13 protein-coding genes are annotated in these 13,842 nt (G+C 65.7%); 1 reads left to right on the top strand and 12 read right to left on the bottom strand.

Annotated features, from left to right (window positions below):
* From BCCGELA001_RS14585 to BCCGELA001_RS14575, 3 genes are all read right to left on the bottom strand, one after another.
* Positions 1 to 888, bottom strand: a complete 888-nt coding sequence (locus tag BCCGELA001_RS14585) for an ABC transporter permease (RefSeq protein ID WP_008554244.1) — start codon at positions 886 to 888, stop codon at positions 1 to 3.
* Positions 885 to 1,835 carry an ABC transporter permease gene (locus BCCGELA001_RS14580; RefSeq protein WP_060735623.1) on the bottom strand — a complete coding sequence of 317 codons (951 nt, stop codon included), beginning with the start codon at positions 1,833 to 1,835 and terminating at the stop codon, positions 885 to 887. Before BCCGELA001_RS14580 ends, BCCGELA001_RS14585 begins: the two co-directional genes overlap by 4 nt.
* 84 nt (positions 1,836 to 1,919) lie before the next feature.
* Positions 1,920 to 3,341: an amidase gene (locus tag BCCGELA001_RS14575; protein ID WP_060735622.1), complete on the bottom strand. Its 1,422-nt coding sequence runs from the start codon at positions 3,339 to 3,341 to the stop codon at positions 1,920 to 1,922.
* 127 nt (positions 3,342 to 3,468) lie between these two features.
* Here BCCGELA001_RS14575 and BCCGELA001_RS14570 point away from each other — a divergent pair, with 127 nt between their 5' ends.
* A complete protein-coding gene (locus tag BCCGELA001_RS14570) occupies positions 3,469 to 4,356 on the top strand; it encodes a LysR family transcriptional regulator (RefSeq protein WP_060735621.1) in 888 nt (295 codons plus the stop codon).
* 7 nt (positions 4,357 to 4,363) lie between these two features.
* Here the strand turns inward: BCCGELA001_RS14570 and BCCGELA001_RS14565 are convergent, their stop codons facing one another.
* The 9 genes from BCCGELA001_RS14565 to BCCGELA001_RS14525 form a co-directional block, all read right to left on the bottom strand.
* On the bottom strand, positions 4,364 to 5,299 hold the full coding sequence (locus tag BCCGELA001_RS14565; RefSeq protein ID WP_008554222.1) for a carbohydrate kinase family protein: 936 nt from the start codon (positions 5,297 to 5,299) through the stop codon (positions 4,364 to 4,366).
* Between the two features lie 5 nt (positions 5,300 to 5,304).
* Complete coding sequence (locus BCCGELA001_RS14560) at positions 5,305 to 6,948, bottom strand: FGGY-family carbohydrate kinase (RefSeq protein ID WP_060735620.1); 1,644 nt, start codon at positions 6,946 to 6,948, stop codon at positions 5,305 to 5,307.
* Between the two features lie 37 nt (positions 6,949 to 6,985).
* A complete protein-coding gene (locus BCCGELA001_RS14555) occupies positions 6,986 to 7,759 on the bottom strand; it encodes an SDR family NAD(P)-dependent oxidoreductase (RefSeq protein WP_008554218.1) in 774 nt (257 codons plus the stop codon).
* Between the two features lie 29 nt (positions 7,760 to 7,788).
* Entirely contained in the window at positions 7,789 to 8,796 is a 1,008-nt protein-coding gene (locus tag BCCGELA001_RS14550) for an ABC transporter ATP-binding protein (RefSeq protein ID WP_060735619.1), read from the bottom strand.
* Between the two features lie 14 nt (positions 8,797 to 8,810).
* Positions 8,811 to 9,641, bottom strand: coding sequence for a carbohydrate ABC transporter permease (locus BCCGELA001_RS14545; RefSeq protein ID WP_060735618.1), 831 nt, complete (start codon positions 9,639 to 9,641; stop codon positions 8,811 to 8,813).
* Position 9,642: 1 nt separating this feature from the next.
* The gene (locus BCCGELA001_RS14540; protein WP_008554209.1) at positions 9,643 to 10,515 is read right to left on the bottom strand and encodes a carbohydrate ABC transporter permease; all 873 of its coding nucleotides are present in this window, start codon (positions 10,513 to 10,515) and stop codon (positions 9,643 to 9,645) included.
* Positions 10,516 to 10,664: 149 nt separating this feature from the next.
* A complete protein-coding gene (locus BCCGELA001_RS14535) occupies positions 10,665 to 11,918 on the bottom strand; it encodes an ABC transporter substrate-binding protein (protein WP_236840896.1) in 1,254 nt (417 codons plus the stop codon).
* 250 nt (positions 11,919 to 12,168) lie between these two features.
* Positions 12,169 to 13,119 (bottom strand): sugar-binding transcriptional regulator, encoded by a 951-nt coding sequence (locus tag BCCGELA001_RS14530; RefSeq protein ID WP_060735616.1) that lies wholly within the window; start codon positions 13,117 to 13,119, stop codon positions 12,169 to 12,171.
* A 7-nt stretch (positions 13,120 to 13,126) separates the two neighbouring features.
* Positions 13,127 to 13,792 (bottom strand): HAD family hydrolase, encoded by a 666-nt coding sequence (locus BCCGELA001_RS14525; RefSeq protein ID WP_060735615.1) that lies wholly within the window; start codon positions 13,790 to 13,792, stop codon positions 13,127 to 13,129.
* Positions 13,793 to 13,842: the final 50 nt, after the last annotated feature.

Genomic DNA, 13,842 nt, shown 5'->3' with positions numbered 1-13,842 from the left:
TCACCGCTCCCGCGCCAGTCTGGGATCTAGCAGGTCGCGCAATCCGTCACCAAGGAGATTGAGGCCGAGCACGGCAATGGCGATTGCGACACCCGGATAGACTGCGAGCATCGGCGACTGGAACAGCAGTGTCTGCGCATCGTTCAGCATCCGTCCCCAGGACGGCTGCGGCGGCTGCGTACCGAGACCGAGATAGGACAGCGCGGCTTCGGCGAGAATGGCGAGCGCGAACTGGATGGTGACCTGCACGATCAGGATCGACAGGATATTCGGTAGCACATGCTCGATCGTGATGCGGAAGCGCCCCTTGCCCGCCGCGCGCGCGGCCAGCACGAATTCGCGTGCCCAGATCGCGTTGGCCGAACCGCGCGTCAGCCGGGTCAAGGTCGGGATCTGGAAGATCCCGATCGCGACGATCGAGGTCACCATGCCCGGCCCGGCCACCGCGGCGAGCATGATCGCCGACAGCACGGCCGGAAAGGCGAAGCTGAAATCGGCGAAGCGCATGATGATCTCTTCGGTCCAGCCGCGCCTCGCCGAGGCGATCAGACCGAGGCAGACGCCGAAGGTGAGGCCGATGCTCACCGCGATGATGCCGACCATGATGGTCGAACGCGCGCCGGCGAGCAGCAGCGAGACGATGTCGCGGCCGAAGGAATCGGTGCCGAGCCAGTGTGCGGCCGACGGCGGCCGCAGCTTCGAGGCAATGTCGATCTCATAGGGCGACCAGGGCGTCCACACCAGCGACAGCAGCGCCGAGGCGAGCACCAGCAGGCTCAGCGTGGCGCCGAGCACGAAGCTTCGATGGCGCAGCGCGCGACGCCAGAACGTTCGGCCCGGCAGCGGCCGCGTCGCGAGCGGCGCGTCGATGGTCATGGGCGCGCTCACAGATCGTGGACCTTGATGCGGGGATCGATGAAGGCGTAGAGCACGTCGACGACGAAATTGACGATGACCACCATGGTCGCCAGCAGCATCACGCAGTTGCGCACCACGATCAGGTCGCGGTTGGCGATCGACTGGAAGATCAGCCGCCCGAGGCCCGGCAGGTAGAACACGTTCTCGATCACGATGGTGCCGGCGAGCAGATTGGCGAATTGCAGCCCCATCACCGTCATCACGGGGATCATGGCGTTGCGCAGCACGTGGCGCCACAGCACCTCGCGCTTGCCGAGCCCTTTTGCGCGCGCGGTGCGGACGAAGTCCTCGCGCAGCACCTCCAGCACGGCTGAGCGCGTGACGCGCGCGAGGATCGCAGCCTGCACCACCGCGAGCGAGATTGCCGGCAGCAGCAGTGACTTGACGCCCAGCCAGATGCCGTCCTCCCAGCCGGCAAAGCCGCCCGCCGAGAGCCATTGCAGCCGCACCGAGAACAGCAGCACCAGGAGGATCGCGAACCAGAAGTTCGGCAGCGCGATGCCGACCTGAGTCAGCGACATCACGCCGACATCGCCGAGCTTGTTGTGGTTGGCGGCAGTGTAGATGCCGGCGGAGAGCGCCAGCGTCACCGTGACGGTCATGGCCATGATCGCGAGCGGAACGGTCAGCACCAGCCGCTCTGCGATCAGGCTCGCGACCGGCGTGCCGTAGACATAGGAGTTGCCGAGGTCGCCGGACAGCAGTCCCTTGATCCATTGCAGGTAGCGAACCGCCAGCGGTTGGTCGAGGCCGAGCTTGACGGTGAGCGCGCGGACCGCGTCCGGCGAGGCGTCGGCGCCCATCAGCATCTGCGCGGCGTTGCCGGGGAGCGCATCGAGCACCAGGAAGATGATCAGCGATGCACCGACCAGCGTCGCCAGCAAGGTCAACAGACGTCGGAGGACAAAGACGCTCATGCGTGCTCGGCTTCAGGGCTCACCCGCGGCACGATCAACATGTCTGGACGGCGGAGGCAAGCTCTTTGCAGCATGTCCGTCTCCTCAAGCCGGCCGACGGGACAGAAGGTCACTCGACGCCTCGAACAGCGCGCTCACGCGCAGCAATTCGGCGTCGCCGCGGAAACGGCCGACGAGCTGCAGCCCGATCGGCAGGCCATCGCGGCCGAAGCCGCAGGGCAGGCTGACGGCGGGATGGCCGGTCATATTGAACGGCATGGTCCAGGGGAACCAATGCGGCCGGACGCTGTCGAAATGCTCGCCGTCGATCTCGATTCGGCCGAACAAATCCTGCTCGATCGGCAGCGCGGTGCGGGTCAGGGTCGGCATCGCCAGCAGGTGCCCGCGCGCAAGCAGCGATTGCACCCGGCGGAACAGCGCGGTGCGCGCGAACATCGCCTCCTGATAGTCGATGCCGCTGACCTCGGTCGCGAGCGCAAGCTGCTTGAGAAATGCCTCGCTCAGCTCGTCCCTGTGCTCGGTCGCGAGCTTCGCAAAGCGCGTGCGCCAGACGGTGTGGTTGATGGCGCGCCAGATCGGCTCGATGTCAAAGCCGTCGCCGGAGAATTCCTCGAGCTCGGCGCCGAGCCCCGCCAGAAGGTCGAGGCTCGCCTTGAAGCTGGCAGCGACATCCGCCGACACCGGACGACCGGGCGGCGTCAGGCAGTGCAGGATCTTCTGCCCGCGCAGATCGCCGCGCGGGGCGGCGGTGCCGATGAAGTCGGGCACGGGGACGCCAATGGACCAGGGATCGCAGGCATCCTCGCCGGCCATCGCCTGGATCATCAGCGCGGTGTCGGCGACGGTGCGCGTGGTCGGGGTGACATAGGTCTGGTTGCCGAACGCGTCCATCGCCTGGCTGTGCGGGATCACGCCGTTGCTCTGCTTCAAGCCCACCACGCCGTTGCAGGCGGCGGGAATTCGCGTGGAGCCGCCGCCGTCGGTCGCGATCGCAAGCGGCGCGATGCCGCTCGCAACGGCCACCGCCGCACCGCCGCTGGAGCCGCCGGAGGAACGTTCCGCACTCCACGCGTTGCGGGTGCGGCCGAACAAGGGCGAGTCCGTCAGGCACTTGCTGCCGAACTCCGGCGTCGTGGTCTTGCCGATCAGGATCGCGCCCTCGCTGCGCAGCCGCGCCACCGCCACGGTATCCTCGTTCGGCACATTGTCCTTGTAGGGAACCGCGCCGAAAGTGGTCTTGACGCCCTTTGTGTTGACGATGTCCTTGACGGTGACGGGGATGCCGTGCAGCAGGCCGAGCGGCTCGCCGGCCATCATTTTGCGCTCGGCTTCGCGCGCCGCCGCGATCGCCTCGTCACCGCACAGCGTGATAAAGCAGTTCAGCTCGGGCTGGAGTGCCTCCGCCCGCGCGAGCACGGCACGAACGATCTCGACTGGCGAAATCCGCTTTCCGGCGATGAGGCCGCGCAGCTCGGTTGCGGACAAGAGACAGGGATCGCCGTTCATCGTCAATCGCGCTCCGAGGGGAGGCCGTCGGTGGCCCAAGCATTGCATCGGCAGCGAGAATGACAGTTCTGTTACCCTCCCGTCCAATACGATTTTGGGCGCTAACCCATACATTCACGGTATGCCAATGGATCTTCGCCGGCTCCGCTATTTCGTCGCCGTCGCCGAGGCGCGCAGCATCGGCAAAGCCGCCGAGCGGCTCCGGATGGCGCAGCCGCCGCTTTCGGTTCAGATCCGCAAGCTCGAAGCAGAGATCGGCGCGCCGCTCTTCCTCCGCGGGACTCGCGGCATCGATCTGACGGAGGCGGGTCAGGCGCTGTTGGCGCGCGCAAGCGAAGCGCTCGCCCTTGCGGCCGACGGCGCCGAGGCCGCGCGCGCCGTTGCTTCGGGGCGGCGCGGCCGGCTATCGGTGGGTTACATGTTCGTGCTGGCGAATGCGATGCTGCCGCGGCTGATCCCCGAGCTGCGCCGCGCGGTTCCCGGCGTCGACCTCGGCTTCGCCGAGCTCAGCGCCTCGACGCGGGAGGCTCGGGTGCTCGATCGCAGCGTCACGGTCGCGCTGTGCATGCCCGCAATCAACCATCCCGAAATCCAGGTGGCACGGATCGGTTCGCAGCCTTTCATGCTGGCCATACCGATCCGCTCCCCACTCGCCCGTCTGAGCTCCGTGCCAATGGCCCGGCTGCAGGGCCGTCCACTGATCGCGCTCCCGCATCCGGACCATGGGCCCGCCTCCTCCGCAGTCGTCCCCTTGTTGCGTCGGCACCAGGTCGTGATGCCGATCGCCAGCAGGGTGGAGACCGTGCATTCGGCGATGAGCCTGGTTCTGGCCGGCGAGGGCCTCGCCATCCTGCCGGCCTGCGCGCAGCTCGGCGCACCACGCGGCGTCGTGTTCAGGCCTCTGCGTGACGTCACCGACTCCCTCGACATCGCCGTCTGCTGGCGGCGGGACTCGCAGAGCCCGCTGATCGGGACCTTCCTGAAATGCGCCGAGAAGGCCGTCGCGCGGATGTGAGGCCGCGCTACAAGCTCCAAGTCACCTCATAGCTCCAGGGCGGATCGGCGCCCGGACGAGTGCATGTGAGGCCGGCGCAATTGGCGGCGAAGGACAGCGCGCGACGGAGTTCGTCGGCACCGATGTCCTTCAGGGCTTGCCGGGCGATGCGACCCTGCTTGTGCAGGGCGTACAACAGCGCGGCCTGAAAGCTGTCGCCGGCCCCGATCGTGTCGGCCACCTCGACCTTGGGCGAGGCGACCTCGATCTGCCCTGCTCCCGCGTGCCAGGCCATCGCGCCATCGTTGCCGCGGGTGATGACGACGAGGCTCGCGCCCTGCCCGAGCAGCCTAGTCGCCCGCTGCTGATATGGCTCGTCGCCGAACAGATAGGTAAAATCGACGTCAGACATCTTGATGAGATCGGCAATCGCGGCAAACGCGGCCATGCGCGCGAGATAGGCCGGCTTATCCTTGACGAGGTTGGGGCGACAGTTCGGATCGAAGGAGATCGTCGACGATGCCCGCGCATCCGCGATCAGCGCTGTCGTCTCCGCCGCGCCCCGGTCGTTGACCAGCGTGGTGGAGCCGACATGCAGCGCCTCGATACCGCCGAGCGGAATTGTTCCGCGCCGATAGGTCCATTCCCGCGTCGCGGTCTCGGCATCGTAGAAGGCATAATGCGACTCGCCCGCAACGATGCGGACGAAGGCGAGCGTGGTCTGATGATCGCCGCGGGTAGCGAGACTGAGGTCGACCTTGGAGGCCGCGGCGTGATCCGCGATCATGCGCCCGAACAGATCGGTCGAGATGCCGCCGACGAAGCCCGTCGGCGCACCCAGCCGCGCCATGCCGATCGCGACGTTGAGACAGGAGCCGCCGACCGCCGGCATCACCGCGTCGCGGCCGTCGGCGTTTCGCGTCGGCACGAAGTCGATCAGCGCATCGCCGCTCGTTATCAGCATTCGTTTCAACCTCTCGCGCTTTCGCGCATCGCCGCGCGGCTGCCGCGATCGACCTCGCGCAGCAGCTTGTAGACCTCGCGCTTGCGGGCGTGAAAGGCGGCCATATCGGGCGCGGTCGGCTCGCTCTTCCGTCCCAGCGCCGACATTTTCGCCATGGTCTCGCCGATCGAGGCATAGGCGCCGCCGGCGACCGCGCCCAGCATCGCGGCGCCCAGCAGCACCGGCTCTTTAGTCTGCGGCAGCGCGACCGTCAGGCCGGTCGTATCGGCCATGATCTGCCGCACCAAGGGGCTGCGGCTCGCGCCGCCGCCCATGATCATGATGCTGGAGCGGACGCCATGCGCGGCAAAGGCCTCGATCACCTCGGCAAGCCCGTAGGCTAGCCCGCACAGGCCTGCGACGAAGAGACGTTCCATTGATGCGACGTCGGTATCGAGATCGAGGCCGGTGATCACCGCGCGCGTATCGGGATCGGCATAGGGCGAGCGGTTGCCGATGAATTCAGGTAGGACATGGACATCACGGGCGAGCAGCGCGGCGCGGCTGGCATCGCCAGCGCGCGCGATGATGCGGCGCTCGAGGAAGTCGATGAGGTCGAGCCCCTCGTTGCGCGCCGACGCACTCGCCTCGGCATGTCCAGGATGCGATTTGAGCAGATGGTCGATTGCGGCGCCCGCGGCCGACTGGCCGCCCTCATTGAGCCAGAAGTCCGGCACCATGCCGGAATAATAAGGGCCCCAGACGCCCGGCACGAAGCACGGCTGCTTCGTCGTCGCCATGATGCAGGCCGACGTTCCCATGATGTAGGCAAGCCGATCGCAGGCATCCGCCGCGCCACCCGATCCGTCGCGTCCGCCGATCGCACCGATGCCGCCGGCATGGGCGTCGATCAGGGAGGCGCCGACCGGCGTGGCCGGTGACAGGCCGAGCTCGTCCGCTGCCGAGCGAGTGAGACCCGCACCGAGCCGCGTGCCCGGGGCGACGATCTCGGTGCCGATCCGGGCATACGCCTCGCTGACGAAATCCGACAGCCCGATGCGCTTGAAGAATGGCGCACTCCAGCTGTCATCATGCGCGAGATAGTTCCATTTGCAGGTGACGGTGCAGGTCGAGCGCTGGAGCGAGCCGGTCGCGCGCCAGGTCAGGTAATCCGCCAGATCGAAGAAATGACCGGCAGCGTCGAAACTGCCACGAAGATGCCGCTTCAGCCACAACAGCTTCGGCATCTCCATCTCGGGCGAGATCGAGCCGCCGACATAGCGCAGCACGGCATCTTCGGTCTCGTTGATCAGCCGCGCCTCGGCGGTAGCGCGATGGTCCATCCAGACGATGACGTTGCGCTGCGGATCGCCGGAGGCACTGACGGTGACCGGCTCGCCGGCCTTGTCGAGCACCACTAGGGAGCAAGTGGCATCGAAGCCGATGCCGCCGACGCTCTCCTGCGCGATGCCGGATTCCGTCATGGCCGCGCGTACCGATATCGCGCAGGCCTCCCAGATGTCCTGGGACGACTGCTCGACGATGTCGCCGGCCTCGTGCCACGTCCGAATGGGATGCCGCGCCATCGCGAGCAGCGTTCCGGCCTCGTCGAACACCCCCGCCCGCGCGCTCGTGGTCCCCACGTCGACGCCGATATAGGCTCGCGGCATTGTCGCTCCCGGTCGCTTCGTCAATTGTGACGCAAGCCTACCAGCAAGTGTAGCCGCCATCCACCAGCACGATGCTGCCGGTCATCAGGCTCGCGGCCTCCGACGAGAGGAACAGCACGACGGAGGCGATCTCTTCGACCTGCCCCATCCGCGCCATCGGGGTTCCACCGATCCAGGCGTCGTACATCTTGGGATTGCTCTTCACGAAAGCGTTCAGCGGCGTCTCGATATAGGTCGGCGCCACCGCGTTGACGCGGATGCCGCGCGTACCCCATTCGGCCGCGAGCGACTTGGTTAGATGATGCACGCCGGCCTTGGAGGCGTTGTAGAAGCACTGCTCCTGCGGCTTGTTGACGATGAAGCCCGACATCGAGCCGACATTGACGATGGCGCCGCTTCCAGCCTTCAGCATATGCTTGCCGAACTCGCGGCAGCACCAAAAGGTGCCGTTCAGGTTGACGTCGATGACGTTGAGCCAATGCTCGTCGGTGACGGTCTCGGCCGGGGTCTCGCTGCGCGCGATGCCGGCATTGTTGACGAGAATGTCGACCTTGCCGTGACGGGCGACGAGCTCGCCGGCAACCTCCGCCACACGCTTGGTATCGGTGACGTCCATGATCGCGGTCTCGATGTCGTAGCCCTGGGCCTTGAGGCTGGCCTTTGCACTGTCCGCAACCTTGCCGTCGCGGTCGCCGATGATGACCCTCGCGCCAGCCTCGGCGAGCGCTTCGGCGCAGGCAAGCCCAATGCCCTGCCCGCCGCCGGTGATGAACGCGGTCTTGCCGCTCAGCTTGAATTTGTCCAGGTACATCTTGGTTTCCGTTCTCTTGCCGTTTCTTGTCAGCCCCGAAGCGCGTTGCCGCTCTCATCGAAGCGATGAATGCGCGCAGGGTCCGGAGCCAGCGACACGCGGTCGCCGGCATGCAGGCTCAATTCGCCGATGTAGCGCGCCGTCAGCATGCCGAGCGCTCCGGCATCGACGTAAAGGAAGGTATCGCTGCCGAGATGCTCGGCCACCGCGATGGTCCCTTGCCAGCCGCCGCCGCCGTCGCGCTCGATCTTGAGATGCTCCGGCCGGACGCCGATCGTCGCGGCCCCCTTCTGCAAGGCGGGCTCGCCAGTGACGAAATTCATCTTGGGCGAGCCGATGAAGCCGGCGACGAACAGGTTGGCGGGCCGTTCATAGAGCTCGAGCGGCGAGCCATATTGCTCGATCTTGCCGCCGTTGAGCACGACGATCTTGTCGGCCATGGTCATGGCCTCGACCTGGTCGTGGGTGACGTAGATCGCGGTGGTGCCGAGCTGCTTCTGCAGCCGCGTCACCTCGATGCGCATCTGCACGCGCAGCGCCGCGTCGAGGTTGGAGAGCGGCTCGTCGAACAGGAACGCCTTTGGCTCGCGGACGATGGCGCGTCCGATCGCGACGCGCTGGCGCTGGCCGCCGGAGAGCTCGCGCGGCTTACGATCGAGATAGGGCGTGAGGTTGAGCGTCGCGGCGGCCGCTTCGACCTTGCGATTGATCTCGTCCTTGGCAAGGCCCGCCATCTTCAGGCCGAAGCCGATATTGCCGCGCACGCTCATGTGTGGATACAGCGCGTAAGACTGGAACACCATCGAGAGCCCGCGCTTGGCCGGCGGCGTGTCGACGACGTTCTTTCCGTCGATCAGGATATTGCCGCCCGAGACGTCTTCGAGCCCGGCGATCAGCCGCAGCAGCGTGGTCTTGCCGCAGCCGGAGGGTCCGACGAACACCACGAAGGAGCCGTCGGCGATGTCGAGGTCGGCGCCCTTGATGATGTGCACGGGACCGAAGGACTTTTGCACGCCCTGAAGTGTGATGTGACCCATGATCCGGCAGCCCCCTACTTCACCGCGCCGAAGGTGAGCCCGCGCACGAGCTGCTTCTGGCTGAACCAACCGAGGACGAGAATGGGCGCGATCGCCAGCGTCGAGGCCGCCGACAGCTTTGCCCAGAACAGCCCTTCCGGGCTCGAATAGGACGCGATGAACGTGGTGAGCGGCGCGGCGTTCGAGGTCGACAGGTTGAGCGTCCAGAACGCCTCGTTCCATGCCAGGATCAAATTGAGCAGCATCGTGGATGCAAGTCCCGGGATCGCCATCGGCGTCAGGACATAGACGAGCTCGCGACCGATGGTGGCGCCGTCCATGCGCGCAGCCTCCAGGATGTCGCGCGGGATCTCCTTGAAATAGGTGAAGAGCATCCAGATCACGATCGGCAAATTCCCGAGGCACAGGATGAAGACGAGGCCGATGCGGGAATCGAGCAGGCCGAAGGACTTGTAGATCAGATAGATCGGCACCAGCACGCCGACCGGCGGCATCATCTTGGTCGAGAGCATCCAGAGCAGGATGTCCTTGGTGCGCTTGGTCGGCGAGAACGCCATCGACCAGGCGGCGGGAATGGCGATCAGGAGCGCAATCAGCGTCGAGCCGCCGGCGATGATGATCGAGTTCATCGCGTGGTGCAGATAGTCGCTGCGCTCCTGCACGGTTGCGTAGTTCTCCGTGGTCCAGTGGAAGAACAGGAACGACGGCGGTACGGCGAAGGCCTCGAGCTCGGTCTTGAAGCTCGCCAGCACCATCCACAGGATCGGGAAGAAGATCAGGAAGCCGAAGAACCAAGCCCCGATCGTCGAGACCACCACCCGCCGCGTCGTCGCCATCCGTGCCATGTCAGGCCTCCAAATTGCGGCCGACGATGCGGACCAGGAAGAAGGCGACGATATTGGCGATCACGACGGCAACGAGGCCGCCTGCGGAGGCGCTGCCGACGTCGAACTGGATCAGTGCCTGCGCATAGATCAGGAAGGCGATGTTGGTGGTCTGCAGGCCCGGTCCTCCGCCGGTGGTGACGAAGATCTCCGCGAACACCGTGAGCAGGAAGATGGTCTCGATCAGGATCACCACGGTGATGGGACGCGCAAGGTGCGGGAGCGTGATGTAGATGAAGGTCGAGACGGCGCTGGCGCCATCCATCTCGGCGGCTTCCTTCTGCTCCTCGTCGAGCGATTGCAGCGCGGTGAGCAGGATCAAGGTTGCGAACGGCAGCCATTGCCAGGTCACGATCAGGATGACCGCGAGCAGCGGCACGTCGTTGAACCAGTCGATCGGAGTCAGGCCGAACAGCGAGGCAAGCCAGGCGAACAGGCCGGAGACCGGATGCATCAGCAGGTTCTTCCAGACCAGCGCGCTCACCGTGGGCATCACGAAGAACGGCGCGATCACCATCAGCCGGACGAAATTGCGTCCGATCACCGGCTGGTCCATCAGCAGCGCCAAGGGAATGCCGAGCAGGATAGTGAGCGCCAGCACCGAGCCGACCAGCACCAGGGTATTTTGGAGCGAAGCGAGGAAGGCGGGATCGGTGAGGAAGTAGCGGAAATTTTCCAGGCCGACGAAGGATTCCGAACCGGGATCGAGCAGGCTGTAATGCAGCGTCGAGAAATAGATCGTCAGCGCGAGCGGGACGATCATCCAGATGAAGAGCAGCCCGACGGCCGGCGTCAGGAGCGAGCGCGCAAGAAGCTGCGTCTGCCGGGTTGCCATCCCTGACTTCTCCTTCAGAGCGTTTTCCAGCGAAGTGCAGACCGGTTCGCGGCAAGAAAACGCGTCAAAATGAAACCTTGGGAAAAGGCGGCCACCCATCCGGAATGGCGGATGGCCGCGAGTCTGAGCTCAGGAGGAAGAGCCCGGATTCACTTGATGTAGCCGGCGCGCTTCATCTCGCGCTCGGTCGCCGATTGCGCCGCCGTCAGCGCCGCATCGACGGTCATCGATCCCGCGAGCGCAGCCGAGAACTGCTGGCCCACCTGGGTGCCGATGCCCTGGAATTCGGGGATCGCGGCATATTGCACGCCGACATAAGGCACCGGCTTCACCGTCGGCTTGTTCGGATCGGCCGCATCGATCGAGGCCAGCGTCAGCTTGGCGAAGGGAGCGACCTTCAGATAGTCCTCGTTGTTGTAGAGCGAGGTGCGCGTGCCCGGCGGCACGTTGGCCCAGCCCTCCTTCGACGCCACGAGCTTGGTGTAGTCCTTGCTCGTCGCCCAGGCGATGAACTTCTCGGCCGCCTCCGTCTTCTTCGAGCCGGCGGGAATCGCGAGATTCCAGGCCCACAGCCAGTTCGCGTTCTTGCCGAGCCCGGTATTGGGCGCGAGCGCGAAGCCGACCTTGTCGGCCACCTTCGACTCCTTCGGGTTGGTGACGAAGGACGCCGCGACCGTGGCGTCGATCCACATCGCGCATTTGCCGGCATTGAACAGCGCCAGATTCTCGTTGAAGCCGTTGGAACTCGCGCCGGGAGGACCGGCTTCCTTCATGAGATTGACGTAGGTCGTGAGCGTCGTTTTCCATTCCGGCGTGTTGAACTGCGGCTGCCACTTCTCGTCGAACCAGCGCGCGCCGTAGGAATTGGCCATGGCCGACAGGAAGGCCATGTTCTCGCCCCAGCCCGCCTTGCCGCGCAGGCAGATGCCGTAGGTGCCGGTGCTCTTGTCGGTGAGCTTCTTGGCGGCGTCGATCACGAAATCCCAGGCCGGCTTCTCCGGCATCTTGAGGCCGGCCTTCTCGAACAGATCGGTGCGGTACATCACCATCGAGCTCTCGCCGTAGAACGGCGCCGCGTAGAGCTTGCCGTCGGTGGAGACCGCGTCCTTGATCTTGGGCAGGAGGTCGGCGACGTCGTAATCGGCGCCGAGGTTGGCCAGCGGCACCAGCCAGCCCTTCTTGGCCCAGATCGGCACCTCGTAGGTGCCGATGGTGAGGACGTCGAACTGGCCGCCCTTGGTGGCGATATCGGTGGTGACGCGCTGGCGCAGCACGTTCTCCTCCAGCGTCACCCATTTCACGGTGATGTCGGGATTCTTCTTGGTGAATTCGCTCGTGAGCCCCTGCATGCGGATCATGTCGCCATTGTTCACGGTGGCGATGGTCAGGGTCGTTTCGGCCATCGCGGGGACGGCCAGCAAAAGTGCGGACGCGCCACAGACGGCGCCCAGGACATGTTTCACGGTGACCTCCCTAAAGCCGCGTCGTTGAGCATATGCCCACGCGTTGGGCGTATGTTCAACATTGGGGCCGACGCTTGTCAAGCAGGCGCGTCGGCGTTTCGGCAACTTATGAGTGCTGCGGTGCGGGAGTGGTACGAGATCCTGCGAAGCGGAAGAGGGAGCGGAGCGCCATTGCCGCGCCGACTTGCGCCTATCGCTCCAAAATCGCCCGTGCCGTGGTCTCGTCGGTGATCAGGCCATTGATCAGGCCGCCGCTCAGCGCCGCGGCGATTGCCTGGACCTTTGCAGCACCGACCGCAGCACCGATCGTGGTGGTTTTGGCCGGGACTTCCGGCGGGATGCTGGTCAGGCGCTTGTTGGTGCCGGCCTTGAGCAGGCGGCCCTTGGAATCGTAGGCCCAGCCGGTGATCTCGCCGATGGCGCCCAGTCGCATCATCTCGAACAGTTCGTCCCGGGTGACGAAGCCGTCGACATGGACCTGCGCCTTCTGGTCCATCTGGCCGATGCCGACGAGGCGCAAGTCCGCCTTGGCCGCGACCGCTTTCACCTTGGCGATCGGCTCGATGCGGACCATCTTGTTGCGCTCGTCCTCGGAAGACATCAGGAACGGCAGCGGCATCGGATAGTGCCGCGCACCGGTGCGGTCGGCGAGCCGGCCGACCGTGTCGTAGAAGCTCGCCGAGCCGTCGGCGGAGATGTTGCCGACCAGCGAGACGATCTGGTGATTGGGCCGGTCGATCGGGGTGACCCGTTCGACCGCGGCGCGCACCGCGCGGCCCGTGCCGAGCGCGACGATGACGGGCGTCTCCGAGCGCAGCGTGGAATCGAGCAAATTGGCGCAGCGCTCGGCAATGCCCGCGGTGGCTTGCGGCGCCACGGCGTCGGCCGGCACCACCTCGCAATGGACGAGATCAAAGCGCTCTTTCAGGCGCGCCGCCAGTTCCATGCAGGCCGCAATGGGATGCTCGAGCCGAAACGTGATCAGCCGCTCGGCGAGGCAGAGCGACACCAGCCGCTGCGCCGAGGCGCGCGAGACCTGAAGCATCTTTGCGATCTCGTCCTGGGTATGGCCGGCAATGAAATAGAGCCAGCCGGCGCGCGCGGCGTCGTCGAGCCTTGATTTCTCGTTCTCGGCGGCCATGCGCGCCTTACGTCCCCTTCCAGAAATCGCTCATGCGTCCGAACACCCGATCGGCCCCGGCAGCGGACAATATAGCCTGCCCGCCCCGGTCGCCGTAATGGCCTCCACCGACAAATCCCCAGACGGTCATGCCGGCCGCCTTCCCCGCCTGCACGCCGCTGACGCTGTCCTCGATCACCAGCGTGCGCGCGGCTTGCGCGCCCATTCTCTCGGCCGCGTAGAGAAAGAGATCGGGCGCGGGCTTGCCGTGCTCGACCATCTGGGCCGTGTAGATCCGGTCGCCGAAATGCGCGCGCAAGCCGGTAACGTCGAGAGAGAGCGCGACGCGATCGAGATCACTTGACGAGGCCACGCAGAACGGAACCGTCAGTTCTGATACCACCGCCTTCACCCCGGGAATTGCGTCGAGTGACGCGCCAAACGTCTCGAGCACGCGCGACTTCAACCGCGGCAGGAAGCCATCGGGCACGATCTGCCCGAGATCGCGATAATGCTGCTCGATCGCCTTGGTGCTGCGTCCGAGAAAGAGCTCGAGCGCCTGCGTCTCGCTGAGCGCGAAGCCGAATTCGCCCAGCACTTCGGACAGGCAGCGGCAGCTCAACAGTTCGCTGTCGACCAGCACGCCGTCGCAGTCGAAGATGATGAGGTCGGGCTTTGAACGGCCGTGATCCATTGGGGCATTCGATCATATACCCATATCATGAGCAATAGCTCACTCCGAAC

The sequence above is a fragment of the Bradyrhizobium sp. CCGE-LA001 genome (genome assembly GCF_000296215.2).
Classification (GTDB): Bacteria; Pseudomonadota; Alphaproteobacteria; order Rhizobiales; family Xanthobacteraceae; genus Bradyrhizobium.
This window is presented reverse-complemented; position numbering and strand designations above follow the sequence as displayed.

Excerpts from the sequence above, each read along its gene's own strand:
- BCCGELA001_RS14525 (WP_060735615.1), bottom strand. The coding sequence starts at position 13,792 with ATGGATCACGGCCGTTCAAAGCCCGACCTCATCATCTTCGACTGCGAC.
- BCCGELA001_RS14545 (WP_060735618.1), bottom strand. The coding sequence starts at position 9,641 with ATGGCACGGATGGCGACGACGCGGCGGGTGGTGGTCTCGACGATCGGG.
- BCCGELA001_RS14560 (WP_060735620.1), bottom strand. The coding sequence starts at position 6,948 with ATGCCGCGAGCCTATATCGGCGTCGACGTGGGGACCACGAGCGCGCGG.
- BCCGELA001_RS14535 (WP_236840896.1), bottom strand. The coding sequence starts at position 11,918 with ATGGCCGAAACGACCCTGACCATCGCCACCGTGAACAATGGCGACATG.
- BCCGELA001_RS14580 (WP_060735623.1), bottom strand. The coding sequence starts at position 1,835 with ATGAGCGTCTTTGTCCTCCGACGTCTGTTGACCTTGCTGGCGACGCTG.
- BCCGELA001_RS14575 (WP_060735622.1), bottom strand. The coding sequence starts at position 3,341 with ATGAACGGCGATCCCTGTCTCTTGTCCGCAACCGAGCTGCGCGGCCTC.
- BCCGELA001_RS14530 (WP_060735616.1), bottom strand. The coding sequence starts at position 13,119 with ATGGCCGCCGAGAACGAGAAATCAAGGCTCGACGACGCCGCGCGCGCC.
- BCCGELA001_RS14540 (WP_008554209.1), bottom strand. The coding sequence starts at position 10,515 with ATGGCAACCCGGCAGACGCAGCTTCTTGCGCGCTCGCTCCTGACGCCG.
- BCCGELA001_RS14555 (WP_008554218.1), bottom strand. The coding sequence starts at position 7,759 with ATGTACCTGGACAAATTCAAGCTGAGCGGCAAGACCGCGTTCATCACC.
- BCCGELA001_RS14570 (WP_060735621.1), top strand. The coding sequence starts at position 3,469 with ATGGATCTTCGCCGGCTCCGCTATTTCGTCGCCGTCGCCGAGGCGCGC.
- BCCGELA001_RS14550 (WP_060735619.1), bottom strand. The coding sequence starts at position 8,796 with ATGGGTCACATCACACTTCAGGGCGTGCAAAAGTCCTTCGGTCCCGTG.
- BCCGELA001_RS14565 (WP_008554222.1), bottom strand. The coding sequence starts at position 5,299 with ATGCTGATAACGAGCGGCGATGCGCTGATCGACTTCGTGCCGACGCGA.